Origin of the sequence: Bacteroides sp. 519 (assembly GCF_010500955.1) — a bacterium.
In the GTDB taxonomy this organism is placed as follows: domain Bacteria; phylum Bacteroidota; class Bacteroidia; order Bacteroidales; family Bacteroidaceae; genus Bacteroides.
Genome location: NZ_QVMJ01000014.1, coordinates 234,382 through 254,737 on the forward strand (window position 1 = coordinate 234,382; position 20,356 = coordinate 254,737).

Here is a 20,356-nt window from a genome sequence, read left to right on the forward strand (position 1 = left end):
TTGCATCTTGAACAACATTACAAAACACTGATGATAACTACTTTTTTATCCGAATTTACAAAATACTGGGATACCCTTTGCGAATTCATTAATCCGTATACCGTTTTAATCTGGGGCGTAGTAGGCGCAGTTATAGCCTTTATTGTAGCTCTTATCTTTACCATCAAGCTACGTAAAAAGATTTTAGTACCCCGAAAATATGTAATTCTTAAAGTTCTATCGTACTGCTACATGGCCTTTTTTCCCCTTTTTATTGGGTTTTATGCTTTTCAATGGTCGGCTTTGCACAATTGTGAACGTCAGGTAGTTAAGAATATCCCCAAGTATCTGGGCGAATCAAACCATCTTTTCAACAAATATGTAAAAACTGAAGCGATAAAAATCATTGGCGAAGAAACAATGAATTCCAGCGGAAACGAACTTTTAAACAAAGCGGTGAGCGGTATTCAGTCTGTATCGAAATCTTTATTTAAGAGTACAGCAAACGAGCAATTGGTATCTGAAAAGACAGGAATAAGCGATGCTGCTTTTTCTTATATATCATCTGTATTGGTTGAAACTGGTTTTGTGCGGAAGTATGTTGTGGGCGAAATAAAAAAGAAAGTGGGTGATGTTTTGCTTATGGATAAGAAACTTACAGATGAGTTTTTCGACACCGAAATAACTAAAATAATGGACACCGGTATTCTGAATACCGTTGTAGAGAAACATGTAAAAAACATCACAGGAAGCTTCAAAATGAATGTTCTCCTAATGTTTTTATTGATTATGGCTATCCTTGTAATAGAGATTATTATTGCTAACAGAGTGCATAAACCTTAACTTTTTGCGTATCTTTGCACCGCAAAAAACTTAAGACCAATGACATATTGTAAAAAAATGATGGTTGCAACCATCACCGCATTATGCTTTGTATTTGTATCGTGTATTCAATCGGAAGCACCAAATGCCGAAGCAGATATTATATCTTGTATAGTTACACCCGAAGAAATTCTCCTTGGTAATCCTCAAATTAGTAATGATAGAATTGTATTGAGAATAACCTCTGCTACCGACCCCAGAGAATTAACCAGATTGGCTATTGATTTCATTCTTACTCCAGGTGCTACAATTGATCCTCCTAGTGGAACTATTCGTGATTTTACAGAACCACAAACCTATAAAGTAACCTCCGAAGATAAAAAATGGACAAAAACATATACGGTAAGTTGTATGACTGAAAACATGCTTACTTTATATAGTTTTGAAAATTATAGAATTATACAAAAAGTAGATGCGAAGGGGAATTTAATTGATGCATACCATGAATTCTATGAAATTGCAGAAAACGGAGAAGAACAAAATATCTGGAATAGTGGAAACCCTGGATTCAAAATGATTGCTGGCAATAAAGGACCCAGCGAGTACCCTACCAGTGTTAGCGAAGACGGGTTATTGGGTAAATGTGCAAAACTGGTAACTTGTGATACTGGTGTTTTGGGTGCTATGTTTAAATCACCACTGGCAGCTGGTAACTTATTTATCGGATCGTTTATTACCAATATTGGTAATACTTTAAAATCTACTCACTTTGGTGAGAAGTTTAATTACACACCTATTGCTATTAGGGGGTATTATAAATATCAGTCGGGTGAGGTATATAAACAATATAATAAAGAAACAAACAAAAGTACTATAGTACCAGACAAAAAAGATGAACTTGATATTTATGGTATTTTGTTTGAGACCGATGATAAGGTTAAATATTTAGATGGCACACATAACTTTGAACATCCTAACTTGGTTTCAATAGCCCGTATAGCAGAGGAAAACAGGAAAGAAACTAACGAGTGGACTTACTTCTATATCCCATTTGAGATGCTGCCAGGAAAAGAGATTGATCCGGAAAAATTGGAAGCAGGTAAATACAGTGTGTCTATTGTATTTTCATCCAGCATTAATGGCGCATATTTTAGCGGATCAATAGGCAGTACTTTGTTTGTTGATGAAGTAGAATTAATATATGACAATAAATAAGTTAACATAGAACGCAATGAAAACCAAATATATATTTCTGCTTATTGGATTATTCTCTTTTCTGCCTTCACAAGCACAGAAAGAAACCACTAAAGGAATTGAATGGTCGGCCGCCCGTGGCCTTGAATACAGTGTAAAAGCTGGTTTTAATATTGGGGGTACAGCACCTATACCTCTTCCTGAAGAAATACGTGCAATAAAAAGTTATAGCCCACAATTGGCATTATCAATAGAAGGTGCTGTTACAAAGTGGATCAATGCAGATTGGGGAATACAAACAGGTGTTCGGTTGGAAACCAAATCAATGTCGACCAACGCCCGGGTAAAGAACTACAGTATTGAGCTTTCTGTTGCCGGAGAACCTCCTTTAGTTGGTAGGTGGACCGGGAACGTTAAAACAGATGTAAATAACACCTATTTAACTATTCCTTTGTTGGCTAAATATAAATTAGCTTCACGTTGGGAGTTACAAGGAGGAGCATTCTTCTCTTATTTGTTAGATGGCGATTTCTCCGGGCATGTTTACAATGGTTATTTACGTGATGGTGATCCTACTGGCACAAAAGTGGAATTCACAGGTGATGATACCGCAACCTATGAATTTTCGGACGACTTAAGAAAATTTCAGTGGGGTGCGCAAGTTGGTGCAGATTGGAAAGCGTTTAAGCATTTAACTGTTAATGCTAATCTTACATGGGGATTCAGAGACATATTCAAAAGCAATTTTAAAACAATTACTTTTGCTATGTATCCAATATATTTGAATGTGGGGTTTGGGTATGTGTTTTAATGAGGGGCATCCCCCTCATCCCCTTTTTTTAGTCTTCAAAAATTTCTTCTAAACTCAGGTTTAATCCGGGTAAGGTTTGAACAGGAACTTCGCCTCCTTCCTCCTGAAGATAGTTTGTTCCCTCATCGTATTTGCCGTTTTCCTGCAGAATGAAAACGCTTACCCCTTTCTCCTTAGGCGATATTACCCAATATTCTTTTACACCAGCGGCTTCGTAAATATTGAATTTATCATTTAAGTCGTACTTCTGTGTAGAAAAGGAAAGGATTTCTACTATCATATCCGGGGCACCGAGACAACCACGTTCATCTAATTTCGATTCATCACAAACAATACATATATCGGGCTGAACAACAGTGTGTATTTTATCGTTGGCAGTTTCTTTGTCCTTAGGCAAACGCACATCGAATGGGGCAGCGAAAGTCTGACATTTCCCTTTGTTCTTTTTTATATGATAAACAAAGGAAGTGAGTATGTTACGTGAGATTTTTGCATGTTTCAATGTTGGTGCCGGCGATATTAAATGTACAAGTCCGTTGAGCAGCTCCCGCTTTTTGTTATCCAACCAAGTGAGATAGTCGGCATAAGTGTAATGCTTCTTTTTATCCAAAATAATTTCCATAACTATTTGTTCTATGATTGCTGAATACAAATATAGGGTATTATTGCAAGAATTGCAATTCTTCTCCGAACCATGCAAGGTATTATACACAAAAAGGCCGTCCGAAACCAGACGACCTTTTATTATTATTATTAAGTAAAAGTACTTCTTACTTAATCTTTTTATATCCGTAAACTGCACGGCTACCCAATTCTTCTTCAATACGGAGAAGTTGGTTGTATTTAGCCATACGGTCTGAGCGGCTCAATGAACCAGTTTTGATTTGTCCACTGTTAGTAGCTACTGCGATATCGGCAATAGTTGCATCTTCAGTTTCGCCTGAGCGGTGTGAAGTTACAGAAGTATAACCATGACGGTGAGCCATTTCGATAGCTTCAAGAGTTTCTGTCAATGAACCAATTTGGTTAACTTTGATAAGGATTGAGTTACCACAACCCATTTCAATACCTTTAGAAAGGAACTTAACGTTAGTAACAAACAAGTCGTCACCTACCAACTGGCAACGGTCGCCGATACGTTCAGTAAGAGCTTTCCAGCCATCCCAGTCGTTTTCGTTCATACCATCTTCAATTGAGTCGATAGGATATTTGTTGATAAGTTCTTCAAGATAGTCAACTTGTTCAGCAGCTGTTCTTTTCTTACCTTTTTCGCCTTCAAATTTAGTATAGTCATAAATACCATCTTTGTAGAATTCAGAAGAAGCACAGTCAAGACCAATAGTGATATCTTTTCCAGCTTCGTATCCAGCAGCTTTGATAGCAGCAAGAATAGAATTCAAAGCATCTTCAGTTCCTTCAAGAGTAGGAGCGAAACCACCTTCGTCGCCAACAGCAGTACTTAAACCACGATCGTGCAATACTTTTTTCAAAGCGTGGAATACTTCAGCACCCATTCTTAAACCTTCGCGGAAGCAGCAAGCGCCTACCGGACGGATCATGAATTCCTGGAACGCAATAGGAGCGTCGCTATGAGAACCACCATTAATGATGTTCATCATTGGAACTGGTAATACATAAGTGTTAGTACCACCGATATAACGGTAAAGAGGCATATCAAGATAGATAGCAGCAGCTTTTGCAACAGCCAGAGAAACACCTAAGATAGCGTTAGCACCAAGTTTAGACTTAGTAGGAGTTCCATCAAGGTCGATCATAGCATAGTCGATACCTCTTTGATCAAGAGCAGACATACCGATGATGTGTGGAGCAATAGTATTGTTGATGTTTTCAACAGCTTTCAAAACACCTTTACCAAGGTAACGCTTTTTGTCGCCATCACGCAATTCCAAAGCTTCGTTTTCGCCGGTTGATGCACCTGATGGTACTGAAGCACGACCAATAACACCTGATTCTAATACTATGTCTACTTCTACAGTAGGATTACCTCTTGAGTCGAGGATTTCTCTTCCAATAACTTTTTCTATTCTCATTTTTACTAAAAATTAAGTAAATTAATTGTTTCTCTGAAATTTGTTGCAAAGATAACATTTCGTTCTGATAATCTATTTGTTGAATAGGACAAAAAGTGCTAAAAAGTAGTTAGTAGTAGCTAGTAGTAGTTAGTAGCTAGTAGTTAGTAGCTAGTAGTAACGATGCCGCATGGAATCTTACTAACCACTACTTACTACTAACCACTAGCTACTAGCTACTAACTACTAGCTACTAACTACTAACTACTAAACATTATTTGCTCCTTAACCGTTTTCTTACTACTTTCGACCTCTTAAATTTATTGTCAATGTTTTGGATTGAATTATTGGTAGTGCTTGCTGCCATCTTTGTAGGTGCTCGCATTAAAGGACTTGGTCTGGGGTTAATGGGTGGCGTTGGTTTGCTTATTCTTACTTTTGTTTTTGGAAAGGAGCCAACCTCTCCTCCAATAGAAGTAATGTTGATTATACTCTCTGTTGTATCTGCTGCTGCATGCTTACAGGCTTCGGGAGGATTAGACTTTCTGGTTTCGGTAGCCGAAAAGATATTACGTAGCAATCCCAAAAGACTTAATTACCTGGCACCTGTAGTATGTTATGTATTTACGCTGGTTGCCGGTACCGGACATGTGGCCTATTCTGTATTACCTATTATATCCGAGTTAGCACTTAAAACAGGTATTCGGCCCGAACGACCTTTAAGTGTTTCGGTAATAGCATCGCAACAGGCAATTACTGCCAGTCCTATTTCGGCAGCAACTGTGGCATTGCTTGCATTACTGTCGCCTCAGGAGATTACCTTATTAAATATTCTGGCTATATGTATTCCGGCAACGCTTGTAGGAGTGCTTGTAGCTGCATTTGTATCAAACTTTGTTGGGAAAGAGTTACACGAAGATGCAACCTATCTGGAAAAACTGAAAGATCCGGAGTTTGTGGCCGAACTGAATAAATCCGTGAGCAAAACAGAAGATATACCAGCTTCGGCAAAGCATTCGGTTTGGGTATTCCTGATAGCAGTAGTGTTGATTATTCTTTTCGGTTCAATTAAGAGTATCCGTCCATCCTGGAATGGTGTGCCATTAGATATGACAGTCATAATTGAAATACTTATGCTCTCGGCCGCTGCCTTGATTCTGATTGTTGGAAAAGTACGCGATTCCTCTATTGTATCTAAAGGGAGTATCTTCAGGGCAGGAATGGAAGCCGTAATAGCTATTTTCGGTATTGCCTGGATGGGTGATACATTTATACAAGGAAATTATGAATTTATGGAAAGTAATATCCAGGTGATGGTAACAAACCACTCCTGGACATTTGCTTTTGCTTTGTTTGTTTTATCCATTCTTTTATTCAGTCAGGCTGCAACTGTACGGGCGTTAATGCCGTTAGGGATAAGTTTAGGAATTCCTGCAGCATCATTAATTGCTATGTTTCCGGCTGTGAACGGTTATTTCTTTTTACCTAATTATCCTACTGTTATTGCTGCTATTGGGTTCGATAAAACAGAAACCACCCGTATTGGTAAATATGTATTGAATCATAGTTTTATGATACCAGGGCTAATTGCTTGTGTAGTGGCTGTATCGGCTGGCTTTTTGTTGGCATCTGTTGTTTTATAACAGACTTTTTAGACACAATTCTGTTTTGGATGAAATTAGACACGGATTACGCGGATGACACGGATTTAAAAACACGGATTTAATTTGTAGAGGCTATAACCTGGATTAATTTAGTTCAAATCAGATTGGAATTGAAACGCTAAGTTGCGCGGAGTTACGCAGAGTTTTTATTTCGATGCCGCAGGAAAACTAAAACTCCGCGTAACTTAGCGTAACTCAGCGTTTCAAAATTTTAGCCTCTAACTGAACCAAACGAATACAATATCATTTTTATCCGTGTTTTTAAATCCGCGTCATCCGCGTAATCCGTGTCTAAAATAATAAATCATTCCCTAATCGCATGATCCTTCGGAAACGACTCTCCACCCCATCCTTTTTTAGCAGTCCAATCCTCGGCTGGTGCAGTCCAGAACAAGTGGTTGGCTGGTAAGCCGAGTGGCAGAAACACCTCCGAAGTAATGTAGAGGCTACCATTATTGGTGTACCAGTCGGCAATATCCGGTTGGTGACCGGCCAATCCTATCTTCAGGAAGCCCTTCTCGTTAAAATTACCCGGTTGTGCAAACATGCGTTTCATTACAGCCGTAAGTGCGGCACGTACCTGACCCTCGGTCAGCTCTTGGGGAAGCATATTGTTGAGCGAAAGCATTGCCAGCGGTTGAAACACCCCAAGCCGGTAAGTCATGGAACGGCCGAAGAGCGGGAAGGTACCCTCGGGAGAGATGAACCGTTCGAGGATGATACCAAAACGTTGCATCCGTTTCTTTGCCACTTCCAGGTTCTTCTGTACAGACTCCAAGCTTTTATCGCGTAGCCTGATTTTACGATCCACCAAAATTTGAAGCACCTGCACATACATAGGCTGAATTACATAACTGTTGTAATAATCAAAAGCAAAGTGCGGACCATCGGCATACCAGCCATCACCCACATACCAGTTCTCAATACTACGGATGGCCGAGTGAATGCGGTACATATCATACTGAGCATCAACCGTTAACAGAAAAGTTTCGATCATTGCCGAAAACAACAACCAGTTGGTGTTGGGTGGATCAATGCGGCGAAGCTGTTGAAACTCAGCAATGTATCGTTGCTTGGTAACCTCATCGAGCGGTTCCCATAATTGTTTGGGCGCACGTATAAAACTACTGGCCACATAGGCTGCATCTACCAACGGCTGTCCTTCGCTGCGCCACAATAAATAGTCGGGGCTTTGAGGATCAACAGCATGAGCGTAGCTTTTTAGTGCCAGCTCGCGCAAGTGTTTACGCTTTTCTCCTTCCGGTGTATCATCGTCGGGCAAGCTTAACCAAGGTGCCAGACCCGACATCAGGCGGCCGAAGCATTCCATGTACGTAACACGTATGTCGCGCCCATCCCAAGTGGGGCTTACTTCAACCTGCATCTCGGCAGCTAGTTTTCCTTCGCTCATGTTTATGAGCACCGGCTCGGCTAACTGGTAGAGCAGGTTTGTCCAATACTCCCTGTCGCTAACAGGTTTTTCTTTCTTCTTGGCGGCGCCGGCGTTGCCTGCCAGTAGTACACTGATTACAATCAGTAAAATGGTTTTCATAATGGTATATTAAATTAATGATAATATTTTAGACACGGATTGCGCGGATTGCACGGATTAAAAAACACGGATTTAATTTGTAAAGGTTATAAAGAAGATAAAGGTTATAAAGAAGATAAAGATAATAAAGGTTATAAAGTTTTTATCCGTGTTTTTTAATCCGCGTCATCCGCGTCATCCGTGTCCATATAATCCATATAATCTTGAACTTACAAAAATATCAATCCGTGCACGAAAACACGTAGAAAAATGGTTCAAAAAAGGATATTTATATCCCAATAGATGCAAAATTGGTAACAAAAAGGCTATAAAAACCGCGTTTTTAGCTAAAAAGAGCAAAAAATATTCATAATGGTTTGGAAAACTTGACTTATTTGCTCTATATTTGCAAACAGTTTAAAAATGAACAACCAACAATTTGAATGAATATTGAGCAAGTGAAAAAAACTATATTGCTCATTTGTTGGATCTTACTGTTGATAAGTGGTGAATTAAGAGCAGCGAACTCTACCGAAACAACAATTTATTTGGATGTTTTAACAAACGAAGATGAGAAGCAAGCAAATGATACTGTTACCAGCAAAACAATACGCATTCACTTCCGGTTAAACAGAACCGAGATAGACAGAGCGTATATGGATAACAGCTATACTCTGGATTATGTAGACAGAGTATTTGCCGAAAACTCAATAGAGGCGGGAGACTATATTGTTATTACAGGGCGTGCATCGCCCGAAGGACCATACCGCAACAATCAACGTTTAGCAAGAGAGAGAGCATTAGCACTTAAAAACTACATTTTACAACAACATCCGCAAATAAGCGATGAACAAATTGTAATCCTCTCGGGAGGAGAAGATTGGGATGGATTAATTGCCATGATTGAAAAAGAGGAAACAATGCCCTACCGATGGGAATTGAGACAAATCCTCGCTAGTAACCAAAACCGGGAAGCGCAAAAGCAGCTTCTAAAAAAACTGGATGGCGGAAAAGCGTATAAATACCTACTACAACATGTATTACCACAGTTGCGCGAAAGCGTAACAGGAACCATTTACTATCGCAAAGGGGGACTGTTTGACAAAGCTCTTGTAAAAACAGATACCATAGAACTGCTGAGGGTAGATACCGTGTACATGGAAGTGCCTGTGTGGATTGAAAGAGATTGCCCCGAACGGAAACCGTTTATGATGGCCGTAAAAACCAACCTATTATATGATGCCCTATTGTTGCCTAATCTGGCAATAGAAATACCTTTTGGAAGAAATAACCGCAACTGGTCTGTCGAAATGGAAGGAAACTGGTCGTGGTGGAACACCAATGCCGATAGCTACCACTATCACCGCATACAAATGGCGGGACTGGAGCTGCGCCACTGGATGGGCGATAGAACCCAACGCCGACCACTAACCGGATGGTATGCAGGTATATACGGATACGGAGGCACGTACGACCTACGCTTGTTTGCCAAAAAAGATACCGATAAAGGGCAGTTGAGCGACCTCAGCTACTCGGCCGGACTATCGCTGGGCTATGCCATGCCCATAGCACGCAAGTGGAACCTGGAGTTTGAACTGGCGGCCGGATACTTTGGTGGCGAATACAAAAAATACAATCACAGCACCTGCGAGGATGGAACATTCCCCTGGCTAAGTACACACAAACGTAACTACTTTGGCCTAACAAAAGCCAAAGTATCTATTGTATGGGTAATAGGAAAATGAGGAAGAGCAAGATGAAAATATATAACCACTATATATGGCTGATGATGATACTGGTACTGACGGCAACGTCGTGCCGGAACAAAGAACTATCGCTCGAAGACAATTGCGGTAACGAGGGCGACTGGCGTGTGAAGCTGGTGGTAAACTGGGAGAACCCCGACACCGAAGCCCGCGTAATGCGCACCACCCTGTTCTCGACACAGCCCGGCGTGCCCCATTACGACCGCGAGCACATTGATGTTACTGGTGTAAAATATGTCTATCTGCCATACGGAGCCACTTACCTGCCATTGGTGTACGACTATTATGCCAACAACATTTACTTCCGCAACGAAACCGATAGCGAAAACATAGAAGCCTACTGCGTACTTTCGCGCCGCGAAACCTACGAGGTGCGTGCCACCCCTGTACCCGGCGAACCCACCGTGGGCGAACCCAGCGAATTTTACTTCGACCTCCGCAAAGAGGGATTCGAAGTAGTGCTGCCCCCCGGCGAAACCGAAGTAGTGCTTAACTATTACCCCACCAACATTATGCGCGAATTTACCTTCCGTGTAAACAACGTGGTGGGCGCCAAAAACATTAGCGAAGTGCGGGGAGCCATATCGGGCATGGCAGCCTCGTTTATGATGGCCAAAGGAGAGATTACCGATATCCCTTCGACCATTCTTTTTGAAGGAGCCGCAGCCAGCAACGAACAGGTTGGCTACATTGAAGGACGCTTTTTTACCTTCGGCCCCGTTGAACCCTACAGCAACCGCTTTACCGTTGAAGCCCTGTCGAAAGGTAGTCTGTACTTCACCTCCTACTGGGATGTGAGCGGACAGATAACCGAATCCATGGCCGACCGCGAAGCCAAGCTGGCACGTGATGGATATGATATATTGATAGACAACAATCCCGAAACACATCTGCCGGAGATACCCGAGCCAGAAGAACCTGATCCCGGAGAAGAAGGAGGAGGCTTCGAGATAGGGGTAGGAGAGTGGGATAACGTAGACATTTATTTATAAACAAATTAAACCTAATTTTATAACTAACAATTTGAGAGTATGAGAAAATTATTGGTATTCGCAACAGCAGCCGTATTTATATTGGGCTCCTGTTCAAACGAAGATGAATTAGCTAAGACAGGCACAGATAATGGAAGTGCGATAGAATTTCGTACAATGATGGATAAAGGTGCAAACAGAGCGGCTGTTACTGATCCGGGAAATATATTGAGCTTTACGGTGACTGGAAAGTGGAGTGAAGCAACAGGTGCTCATGACATGTATCTATTCAATGCCTTTGGTATTACCCGAGGCGAAGGTGCCGACTGGGCATATACACCGAAACGCTACCTGCCATCAGAAGGAACAGTTGATTTTTATGCATACAGTCCGGCATCATCAAAAAATGTTACGCCAGGCAAGGGCATTAAAGATTATGCCAATCCCAACAAATTAATAGAATACACCGTTCCGACAATTAAGGAAAATGATGCGCAAGAAGACTTCTTGATAGCAAAAAGAATAGGAATAGGAAACAGCAAGACTGGTAATACTACCGTAAAGCTTAACTTCCACCATGCTCTTTCGCGCGTTAAGTTTCATGCCAGAAAAACCAAAAAAGACATTACTTATGTAGTTGGTAAAGTGGCACTTGTTAATTTAAAACCAACAGGAACATTGGACTTAACCAGTGCATACATAACAGAAGATGGTGCAATTGACCATACATCAACTGCAGCTAGCTGGACAGCGACTGGAACCGAAATTAACTACGAAGTAGACATGGGAAAATCACCTATCTATTTGACATTCAATGATAACAAACCAGCAACAGCAGACGATTATTCTTCTTTATTAGGCGCAACAAATGATATATTGGTGATGCCACAACCGACTACGCTGCTAGCTAGTACTGCTCCTACTGCTGCCAAGGAGTTTGCAGTATACATAGAGTACAAAGCCTATAAAGGGGGTACCTACTATGCAGGAGATACAGACAGATGGGAAGAAGTATACTTCCCCGTATCAGGCGATGTAGGTGCCGGAATTGAATTCAAAATGGAACGTCAATACAATTTTTTCCTAACATTTGGCGACGAGGTTGGAGGACCAATTTCATTTGAGGTGAACGTTACCGGATGGGATGATCCTGTAATAGATGGCAATAGCAAAGACTAATACAGTAAACAAAACAGTATAACATAAAACATAATATAGAAATGAAGAAGATATTATTCATAGCAACAACAGTTTCTTTGTTGTTCGCATCTTGCTCCAACGACGAAGTGATTGGAACAGGCACAAACGATGGAAATACCTCGGAGATAGGATTTCGTACGTTGATAGATAAAGATACCAGAGCGTCTGTTACAACAACCGATAACATAACCAGTTTCACTGTTACAGGATGGTGGGATAAGACCGGAACACAAGATTATGGCAATACTACCACTGGTACCTACCTTTTCAATGGTTACAATCTAGCTCGTGGCGAAGACAAATCTAAAGAGTGGGACTATGATCCTAAAAACTACTGGCCTGCAGAAAATAAAGGAAAAGTAGATTTCTTTGCCTACAGCCCTGCATCAACACTAAATATAATAGACAAAAAAGGAATTGAAGGTTATACAGGAGCTGCTATTGAATATACAGTTCCTCAAATTAGTGAAGATGGAGTACAACAAGAAGATTTCCTTGTAACAAAAGCACTTGGACTTGAAGAAAAAACTAATAGTGGAAAGGTTGCATTGAATTTCAGACATGCCCTGTCGAGAGTGAAGTTTCTTGCCAAAAAAGATAATCCAGATATCACTTATGTTATTAAAGAAGTGAGTTTAGTGAATCTTTATCCTTCTGCTAAACTAGATTATGCAAATATTCCAAATGAAAATGCAAATCCTGCTGAAGCTGTAGATTATACAGGTGGAGTCACCACATTATGGGAAGATCATAGTGGCACTAAAGTATCTTACACTGCCGACATGGGAGATTCACCTATTATGCTGCCGTATGATGCCAATAACAAAGACAAGTATTACTCTATACTTGGTGATATCAATGCAATAATGGTGATGCCACAAAAAACTGATACCCTTATTGGAACTGTTCCTGATGATACAAAGAAAGAATTTGCTATAGCTGTATCATACAAAGCCTATATCGATGATTATTACTATGCAGGAAACCCAATAGTAGGAGATGCGGACGAGTGGAAAACGAAATATATTCGAGTGAAAGCTCTTCACGCTGCTCCTATTGATGACGAAGGTATCACTTTCCAATTTGGCAAACAATACAACTTCTATCTTAAATTGGGAGACGAAGTAGGTGATGCTGTTGACTTTAGTGTAAATGTAGTGGATTGGAGTGATAATGCGGATAATACATTGCCGGAAGTGACAAATTATGTTGATTTAGTTTCGGGATTCTTGAAGACAGGAGTTACAATTACCCCAACACTCCCTGATGGATCAGCTAGTAACCCAATTACTAAAGCTCATCTGTTGTCTGTAACAAAAATTGAGGTTAAAAGTTCTGCTAATATTATGGATTTCACTGGTATTGAATATTTCGAAAACTTAGAGACTCTTAGCCTCGATGGTGTAACAAATAAAGTAGACTTAGATGCTTCTAAAAATTCAAAACTTAAAGTGGCCGGTTTCTATGGTAGTTCAGAACTTGGTACAGTAAATCTTTCCAATACTGCTTTGACAACAATAAAGTTTGGCTCACCGACTTTTGAAAATTTGAATTTGTCGAATACAAAACTTACACAGTATGGTACTATTGCTGGTCAGATTAAATTAGGTGCAGTTACAGTTACTGGTACATTGGATTTGTCGAATTGTGGACTTACTACAATAGACGAGATGCCAACAGCTATTACGACGTTAGATTTGTCGAATAATAAATTTACTACGTTAGATTTCTCATCATCAACTTCTATTACAAATTTGAATCTATCGAACAATGGACTTACTTCTGTGAAGTTACCTCCACATAATCTCGGTAATGTAAATCTATCTAAGAATAATTTTACAACTCTTACTATAGGAGGTACAACAGACATCACTATTGCAAACTTAGATATATCAAACAACAATATATTGACAACACTACAAACCATAAAACTTGCAGTGACTGGAAAGATAAATGCACAAGGCAATACAGCCTTAACAAATATCAAAATTGGAGACGGTGATATAAAACTTGGAGGGAAAAGAACCACAATAGCAGCTTTAGATATACGTAATAGTGTGAATTTAAAGGAGATATTAGTCCGTGATGGGGGAACTACTACAGGAGATTATGGATACACAATAAGTGTTTTAACTCTTTGGCAAAGTTGCACAAAAGAAATAGCCAAAGCCAAAACAAGTTGTGGTAATGGTAATGGTTATGGACAAATTCTGCGTGTTGAAGATGCAGGTGGAACTTATTTAGGTTATAGAAGTGGTGGTAATTGGTACAATGCTACTACTCCTTAATTTTTAGGTACAATTTATAACTAACCAACTTTTAAGCCGGACGGGGTTGAACGTCCCCTTCCGGCTACCATTTTTAATTAGCAACCCATTAAGCCCCTTAACATGGAAAAGAACAACAAGCTGAAGATATGCAGATGGAGATCGTTTTTGTTCATCCTCTCTGTTTGGCTCCTTGCCGGTTGCTCGCAGCATACCGATACCGACAACGATATAAAACAAAACGCCATAGGCTTTAGCTGCACTACCGATAATGCCGGCATCACTCGTGCAGACACTACCTCAATAGAGAACATGCAGTACTTCAGGGTATCGGCCATCTGGAATAAAGGAGGCAGTGCCGGTTACGTAAAACTGATGGACAAACAGCTGGTAGAAAAAGTAGACGAAAACACTTGGCAATACTCACCCATTCTTTATTGGCCGGGACAAGATAAACTAAGTTTCTTTGCATATACCCCAGCCATATCGAACGGAATAGATACCTACAGTATAGATGGGGCAAGCAATACATTCACCATCAACTATACCGTAAGTACCGACCATAAAAAACAAGAAGACTTTATGGTGGCCACCGATCTTGATAAAACTGTTGGCCCGGCAAGGCTGGAGTTTAAACATGCGCTCTCGTTTGTGCAGTTTAAGGTAGGCACTAAAGCCGAATCGTATCAAGTTAAAAAGATAGAGCTGGTGAATCTTCGAAGCCAGGGAACACTAACTGGAACTTCCAGTGTGCTTTGGGAATGGAGTGCTCAAGCAACCAAAACAACGTATAGTGTTGAAATGAAGTACGATCCCATTGTGGACTCCTCGGGATATACAGAGGTGGGTAGTATGTTGGCGGTGTTGCCGCAAACACCTGATAACGATGATTTTGTGATATGGGTTACTTATGATATGTTGTCGGTTGATCCCCCACTTAAAAAAAAGCAATCATTCTATCCCAAAGATTTAGAGTTCAAGATGGGTAAGGTGTATACACTTAATCTGGAATTGGATCACTCGAAGTTATAAAAATCATCCCGGTATATCATCAGGCTGATAAATCGGCTATTAAACTGGATTGTTTAATGGTTGATTTATTGGCCTTTTTGTTTTTAGCCACGGATTGCGCGGATTGCGCGGATTTAAAAACACGGATATATCCTGTAGGGGCATCCCTATGTAGATCAGGGCTGTTAAGTTCTATCAATTGCCGTCTGCTTTAGCTGACGGTTGTTAGAAAGATTTCTCTCTTGGCTTTAGCCAAAGTTGATTTAGTTTGGCTAAAGCCCAAATTGTTATACTTTTTAGACCGTCGGCTAAAGCAGACGGCAATTGATAATTACTTAACCAACTTAGAACTTAACAGCCCTGCTATGTGGATGCCCTGATGATGGTTTAATGGTAGAAAATTAGTTATCATTTATTTGTTGATAATAGAGATTTACTTAACTTTAGGTTCAATATTAAGAGGGGCAGGTCTAAAAGAATAACCTTCCCATTATATAAACTACTCTGACTGAATTAAAGCATGTATTTGCATCAGTAGGATTAAAAGTAGAGAATTATGGAATTTATCAAAGTTATTGTGGAATTAGCAGATACAAATTATTCTGCTTATATAGAAGGTGTTGATGGTGTTGTTGCAACAGGCTCAACTTTAGACGAGATTAAAGCCAATATGGCAATTGCTATTGAAGATTTTATAGAATATTGCGATGAATTTGGATGTAAGATACCTGAAAAATTAAAAGGAGAGTACGAACTAGTGTTTAAAATGGACGTTCAATGTGTGTTGGATTTCTACTCAAATGTGTTTTCGAAAGCTGGACTGGAACGTATTACAGGTATAAATCAAAAGCAGTTGTGGCATTATGCGTCTGGTGGTCGTAAGCCGCGACAAGAGCAAGTGTTAAAGTTAGAACGAGCTCTTCATAAATTGGGAGAAGAATTGCTCTCTATTAACTTGTAAGTTACCTCGGTATAGAATCTCGGTATATAATCAGGCTGATAAATCGGCTATTAAACTGGATTGTTTAATGGTTGATTTATTGGCCTTTTTGTTTTTAGCCACGGATTACGCGGATTGCGCGGATTGCGCGGATTTTAAAACACGGATATAATGTTATTTTACGGAGGGCCACGTAGTGGCTATCTGTTCATAGCCCCGTGCGGAAGCGCGGGGACCCCAAAAGCAAATATGGCAAGCGCCCCATCGGGGTGCTATGTGGAAAATAACAACATAGCACCCCGATGGGGCGCAAGGCAAGGTACCACAACCAAGACCCCGTGCTTCCACACGGGGCTATGGACAGGAAGCCGCTATGCGGCAAAGAGAAAACAAAACTCCATTCATCCTAAAATTTATCCCCTCCCAGGAGTTTAAAAGTCGAAATTTGCCAGCACTGCCAGCACACGGCCACTTATGTATTTGATTAGCAGCTCGTTAAAGCGTGCTGGCAAAGTGTGCTGGCAAATATCTTTACAGCACTGTCAACACGCGAGATGCGCATGAAACAACTAGTTTCATTCTTGTTTTGTACGGTGAAACAAGTAGTTTCCTATATAGAAAACCAACAGTTTCATACATAGAAAACAAGTAGTTTCATACGTAGGAAACTACTTGTTTCCTACCGTGAAACTGTTGGTTTCCTACCGTGAAACCGTTGGTTTCCTACTGTGAAACTGTTGGCGTTCTTTAGAGTAATGAGTTTTGAGTAGTGAGTTTTGAGTTTTACCATGCGGATTCATTACTACTCATTACTCATTACTCAAAATCGATACAAAGCGTGACGAAAGCGTGACGATAGTGCTGTAAAAACGTTTCTCAACACGGCATTCAACACGCGTTTAATGCGCTGTTAATCAAGTAAATAAAGCCTCCGCGTGTTGAATGACGACAAATTTTGCATTTTAAACTTCTGGGAGGAGGAAATTAGAGATGCTATATAGACCCCTCCGCCCTTTGGGCACCTCCCCTTTGCAGGCAGGGCTGTTAAGTTCTAATATTTTAACCGCAGAGTTTCGCGGATTAACGCGGAGTTTTTAATTTCTATGCAGCATTGAATATTAAACTCTGCGAAACTCTGCGTACTCTGCGGTTAAAAAAGAATAGTTAAATCAGAACTTAACAGCCCCCTGCAAAGGGGAGGTGCCCAAAGGGCGGAGGGGTCCGTATACAGATAGGAAAGGAGCCTCACTCTTTAAAAAGAATACCCCAGTGATACCCAGAACGTATTACGAGCTGGTGTATCCTCTCCGGCAAAGAGCCAGGCAAAATCCAGGTGAATACCTTTGTAGTTTCCTCCCAAACCGGCTGTGGCGTAGCTGGGGTCGGCTTTCTCTTTATCGCCATAGTGATAACCACCACGAAGCATAAAATGATTCAATAAAGTATATTCTAATCCTGCGTTGCTGCTAAAGGCCTTCATATCCGATGGCATCATGCGGTATCCGCCTTCGGCGGTGATCATTACTTTATGTATTTTGGCAAATGGAATAGCAATAGAACCCCCCAGTTTTGTAATTGTGGGCAGGTCTTCTTCTATATCGGCATATTTTATTTTTGTGCCAAGGTTCTTTATCTGCGCTCCTGCCGTCCAGGTAGTTCCCTGGATAAGATTGATTTTTCCTTTGTACAGTACACCGAAGTCGAAAGCAAAAGCATCCGCACTTTTTACTCCGATATCCGAATGAATGAATTTAGCAGTTGCCGATAACGAAAGACCTTTCAGAACTTCGTAAGCATACCCCAGATCAATGGCATACTCCTTGGGATGTATGTTTTTGTTGGTGGGTGTACCATCTTCAATAACTTTAAAATCCGGATAGTTGAAGTAACGGAAACCTCCAAGAACAGCACTGCGGCGATTGAGCTTATAATATCCTCCTAAACTGTTCAACGAATAACCCGATTCGTAGTCGCGCATCCAGGGTGCAAACGTATAGGTAAAGCCACCTTTTGGGTTTTCATTTGCCAGCACAGAAGCCCCGTTATGAAAAATTGCATGATCGTTTCCTGTAAGTGCAACGCCAGCACCCGCCATACCGGCACTGCGTGCATCGGTGGGTATGGTGAGGAAATTTGCAACTCCGGTATTGATTGATTTTTCTTGCGCCTGAAGCGTAAACGAAGTAACGCCAAGCAGAAAAAAGCTATATATGATTCTTTTCATAATCCTGTTGTATTAGTATTTTACAAACTTTTCTTGTATTGTATTACCGTTGCTGATAACTACATATTTGAATTCGTAAGTGCCCGATGCCAATGAACTAACATCAACGGTATTAGTAACATAGCGTGTTACTTCTATTTTCTTTTGCAATACAATTATTCCCATGTGGTTGCGGATTGTTAGTTCAACATTTCCGGCATGTTCGTTATTAGTCTTAAATGATAGTTTACCATCAGTTATTATATTGGTTTCTAATATAAATGGTTCAATAACAGGAGGCTCTTCATATAAGGCAGCATAGGCATTAACGCAGCCGGTTCCCAGTTTTCCTACATAATCAGGATTATAAGAATCTATCTCATAGGCGGATGTAAGTAGAATTTCTGTCAACTGTTCGGCTGTGAATCCGGGTTTACCTACTCCGTACTTCTGAATAACCAGAGCGGCTACGCCCGATACATGCGGACAAGCCATTGAGGCACCCGACATTAGCGAATAATAATCGTACATAGTTGTTGCAGTACTAAGTATACCTCCACCATGGTCCTGAATACCTCCAGGTGCAGATATATCTACATAACTACCATAATCGGAGTATGGAGCTTTCTTGAAGTCTGGCCCCATGGCAGCAACTCCCATCACTTTTTCATAATCGGCAGGTGCCGAACTGATAGGGTTGGAAGAGTTCTTATTATTTACAGCGAAAAGAACAATACCACCTTTCATGGGGCTGTTTGGTAGCTGATTGCCATCATCGTCGCATCCGGCATATTTCACAAAATAATCAATGGCTTCTTTTATTGCGGGTTCATCAAAGCCACGTGTTTGGGGGTTGTCGACCGAAAAACCCCAGCTGTTCTGGCTTATAATGGCACCATTATCGGCTCCATATTTTATTGCAGCAGGAATAGTTGAAGCTTGCAATGTTCCTTTCAGTATCTGGCAGCACATAAGTCTTACCCCACTATTGGGAGTACCATTGCCGCCGGCAATTCCTGATACACCTATATTGTTGTTGTTCCGGGCAGCAATAATTCCGGCTACATGGGTGCCATGTCTGCTTGGATACATTACAGGCAAATTCTCTACAAAATTATATCCGTTGATGTCGTCAGGATAACCGTTGTTATCATCGTCTTCGTCATTGTTTGCTATTTCTCCGGGGTTGACCCAGATGTTTTCTTTCAGGTCCGGGTGGTCTGTATATACTCCTTCGTCCAGTACGGCAACAATTACATCCGGATGTCCGTTGTATTGTTCCCATACATCCATAAGGCGTATATCGGCTCCGGCAATCTGCCAGGATTCTTCACCTCTGTTTTCAAGTCCCCACTGCTCGGAGAATCGAGGATCGTTGAAAGGACTGGATGCTGCTTTAGAAACAATCTTTAAAACAGGAGACACTATTTCGATATTGTCCAACACAGCAACTTCTTCCAAAGCTCTTGTTGGTGCAACATCTTCCGAGAACCACACATCGTACCAAAGATGAAGCCCTTCGCGGCGGGTACGTCCTTCATACTTTCCGGCATGAGGGAAAGTACGTTCCATGTGTGTAATTTTAAAATTCCCAATACTTTGTACACTAACTCCTCTGGTGGTTGGTTCTTCTTTAAATTTAACGCGCATGCGCCCTTTTACAATTTCGTTTTCGGAGTATGTAAATTCGGAGGGATCATTTACCGGCTCATCTGTATATTCGGTGAGTGGTGAGTTCTGACATCCCACGATAAAAAGGATGCCCAGAAAGAATGAACTTACTTTTTTCATATTAACGCTAAAGTTTATGATATAATAAAAACACATTTGTACAAATGTACATCATTTAGTTAAAAAACAAAAGAGAGGGGGGTGAAAATAGAAAGTTAAGGGATTCATTGTATGCTATCCGCATGGTGAATCCCTTGGGATTCAATTTGAATAACCCCCAGTGAAGGGCGAAGCCC

At 40.7% G+C, this 20,356-nt stretch carries 15 protein-coding genes; 10 read left to right on the plus strand and 5 right to left on the minus strand.

Annotated elements, in window-relative coordinates; all coding sequences use genetic code 11:
* The first annotated feature begins 30 nt into the window (after positions 1 to 30).
* From D0T85_RS13475 to D0T85_RS13485, 3 genes are read left to right on the plus strand one after another with little or no spacing between them, the layout of a single operon-like run.
* Positions 31 to 822, plus strand: a complete 792-nt coding sequence (locus D0T85_RS13475; protein ID WP_163214037.1) for a hypothetical protein — start codon at positions 31 to 33, stop codon at positions 820 to 822.
* A gap of 39 nt (positions 823 to 861) precedes the next feature.
* Positions 862 to 2,016, plus strand: a complete 1,155-nt coding sequence (locus D0T85_RS13480) for a PCMD domain-containing protein (RefSeq protein WP_239060716.1) — start codon at positions 862 to 864, stop codon at positions 2,014 to 2,016.
* Positions 2,017 to 2,032: 16 nt separating this feature from the next.
* Positions 2,033 to 2,806, plus strand: a complete 774-nt coding sequence (locus D0T85_RS13485) for a porin family protein (protein ID WP_163214038.1) — start codon at positions 2,033 to 2,035, stop codon at positions 2,804 to 2,806.
* Positions 2,807 to 2,834: 28 nt separating this feature from the next.
* Here the strand turns inward: D0T85_RS13485 and D0T85_RS13490 are convergent, their stop codons facing one another.
* Both D0T85_RS13490 and eno read right to left on the minus strand, forming a co-directional pair.
* The gene (locus D0T85_RS13490; protein WP_163214039.1) at positions 2,835 to 3,428 is read right to left on the minus strand and encodes a Uma2 family endonuclease; all 594 of its coding nucleotides are present in this window, start codon (positions 3,426 to 3,428) and stop codon (positions 2,835 to 2,837) included.
* A gap of 148 nt (positions 3,429 to 3,576) precedes the next feature.
* Positions 3,577 to 4,857 carry a phosphopyruvate hydratase gene (gene eno, locus D0T85_RS13495; protein ID WP_163214040.1) on the minus strand — a complete coding sequence of 427 codons (1,281 nt, stop codon included), beginning with the start codon at positions 4,855 to 4,857 and terminating at the stop codon, positions 3,577 to 3,579.
* A gap of 308 nt (positions 4,858 to 5,165) precedes the next feature.
* Between eno and D0T85_RS13500 the strand changes: the two genes are divergently transcribed.
* On the plus strand, positions 5,166 to 6,479 hold the full coding sequence (locus D0T85_RS13500; protein WP_163214041.1) for an anaerobic C4-dicarboxylate transporter family protein: 1,314 nt from the start codon (positions 5,166 to 5,168) through the stop codon (positions 6,477 to 6,479).
* A 325-nt stretch (positions 6,480 to 6,804) separates the two neighbouring features.
* Here D0T85_RS13500 and D0T85_RS13505 read toward each other — a convergent pair whose 3' ends face one another.
* Entirely contained in the window at positions 6,805 to 8,052 is a 1,248-nt protein-coding gene (locus tag D0T85_RS13505) for a DUF2264 domain-containing protein (RefSeq protein WP_163214042.1), read from the minus strand.
* Between the two features lie 437 nt (positions 8,053 to 8,489).
* Here D0T85_RS13505 and D0T85_RS23210 point away from each other — a divergent pair, with 437 nt between their 5' ends.
* The 6 genes from D0T85_RS23210 (at position 8,490) to D0T85_RS13535 (ending at position 16,207) form a co-directional block, all read left to right on the plus strand.
* Complete coding sequence (locus D0T85_RS23210; protein WP_163214043.1) at positions 8,490 to 9,776, plus strand: DUF3575 domain-containing protein; 1,287 nt, start codon at positions 8,490 to 8,492, stop codon at positions 9,774 to 9,776.
* Positions 9,777 to 9,787: 11 nt separating this feature from the next.
* Positions 9,788 to 10,789: a DUF5119 domain-containing protein gene (locus tag D0T85_RS13515; RefSeq protein WP_163214044.1), complete on the plus strand. Its 1,002-nt coding sequence runs from the start codon at positions 9,788 to 9,790 to the stop codon at positions 10,787 to 10,789.
* A 39-nt stretch (positions 10,790 to 10,828) separates the two neighbouring features.
* Positions 10,829 to 11,947 carry a fimbrillin family protein gene (locus tag D0T85_RS13520; RefSeq protein WP_163214045.1) on the plus strand — a complete coding sequence of 373 codons (1,119 nt, stop codon included), beginning with the start codon at positions 10,829 to 10,831 and terminating at the stop codon, positions 11,945 to 11,947.
* A gap of 41 nt (positions 11,948 to 11,988) precedes the next feature.
* On the plus strand, positions 11,989 to 14,256 hold the full coding sequence (locus tag D0T85_RS13525) for a fimbrillin family protein (RefSeq protein ID WP_163214046.1): 2,268 nt from the start codon (positions 11,989 to 11,991) through the stop codon (positions 14,254 to 14,256).
* Positions 14,257 to 14,358: 102 nt separating this feature from the next.
* Positions 14,359 to 15,267 carry a fimbrillin family protein gene (locus tag D0T85_RS13530; protein WP_163214047.1) on the plus strand — a complete coding sequence of 303 codons (909 nt, stop codon included), beginning with the start codon at positions 14,359 to 14,361 and terminating at the stop codon, positions 15,265 to 15,267.
* Positions 15,268 to 15,802: 535 nt separating this feature from the next.
* Entirely contained in the window at positions 15,803 to 16,207 is a 405-nt protein-coding gene (locus D0T85_RS13535; protein WP_163214048.1) for a type II toxin-antitoxin system HicB family antitoxin, read from the plus strand.
* A 1,231-nt stretch (positions 16,208 to 17,438) separates the two neighbouring features.
* Here D0T85_RS13535 and D0T85_RS13540 read toward each other — a convergent pair.
* Both D0T85_RS13540 and D0T85_RS13545 read right to left on the minus strand, forming a co-directional pair.
* On the minus strand, positions 17,439 to 18,410 hold the full coding sequence (locus tag D0T85_RS13540) for a PorV/PorQ family protein (protein WP_163214049.1): 972 nt from the start codon (positions 18,408 to 18,410) through the stop codon (positions 17,439 to 17,441).
* 12 nt (positions 18,411 to 18,422) lie between these two features.
* Positions 18,423 to 20,180, minus strand: a complete 1,758-nt coding sequence (locus tag D0T85_RS13545) for a S8 family serine peptidase (RefSeq protein WP_163214050.1) — start codon at positions 20,178 to 20,180, stop codon at positions 18,423 to 18,425.
* Positions 20,181 to 20,356: the final 176 nt, after the last annotated feature.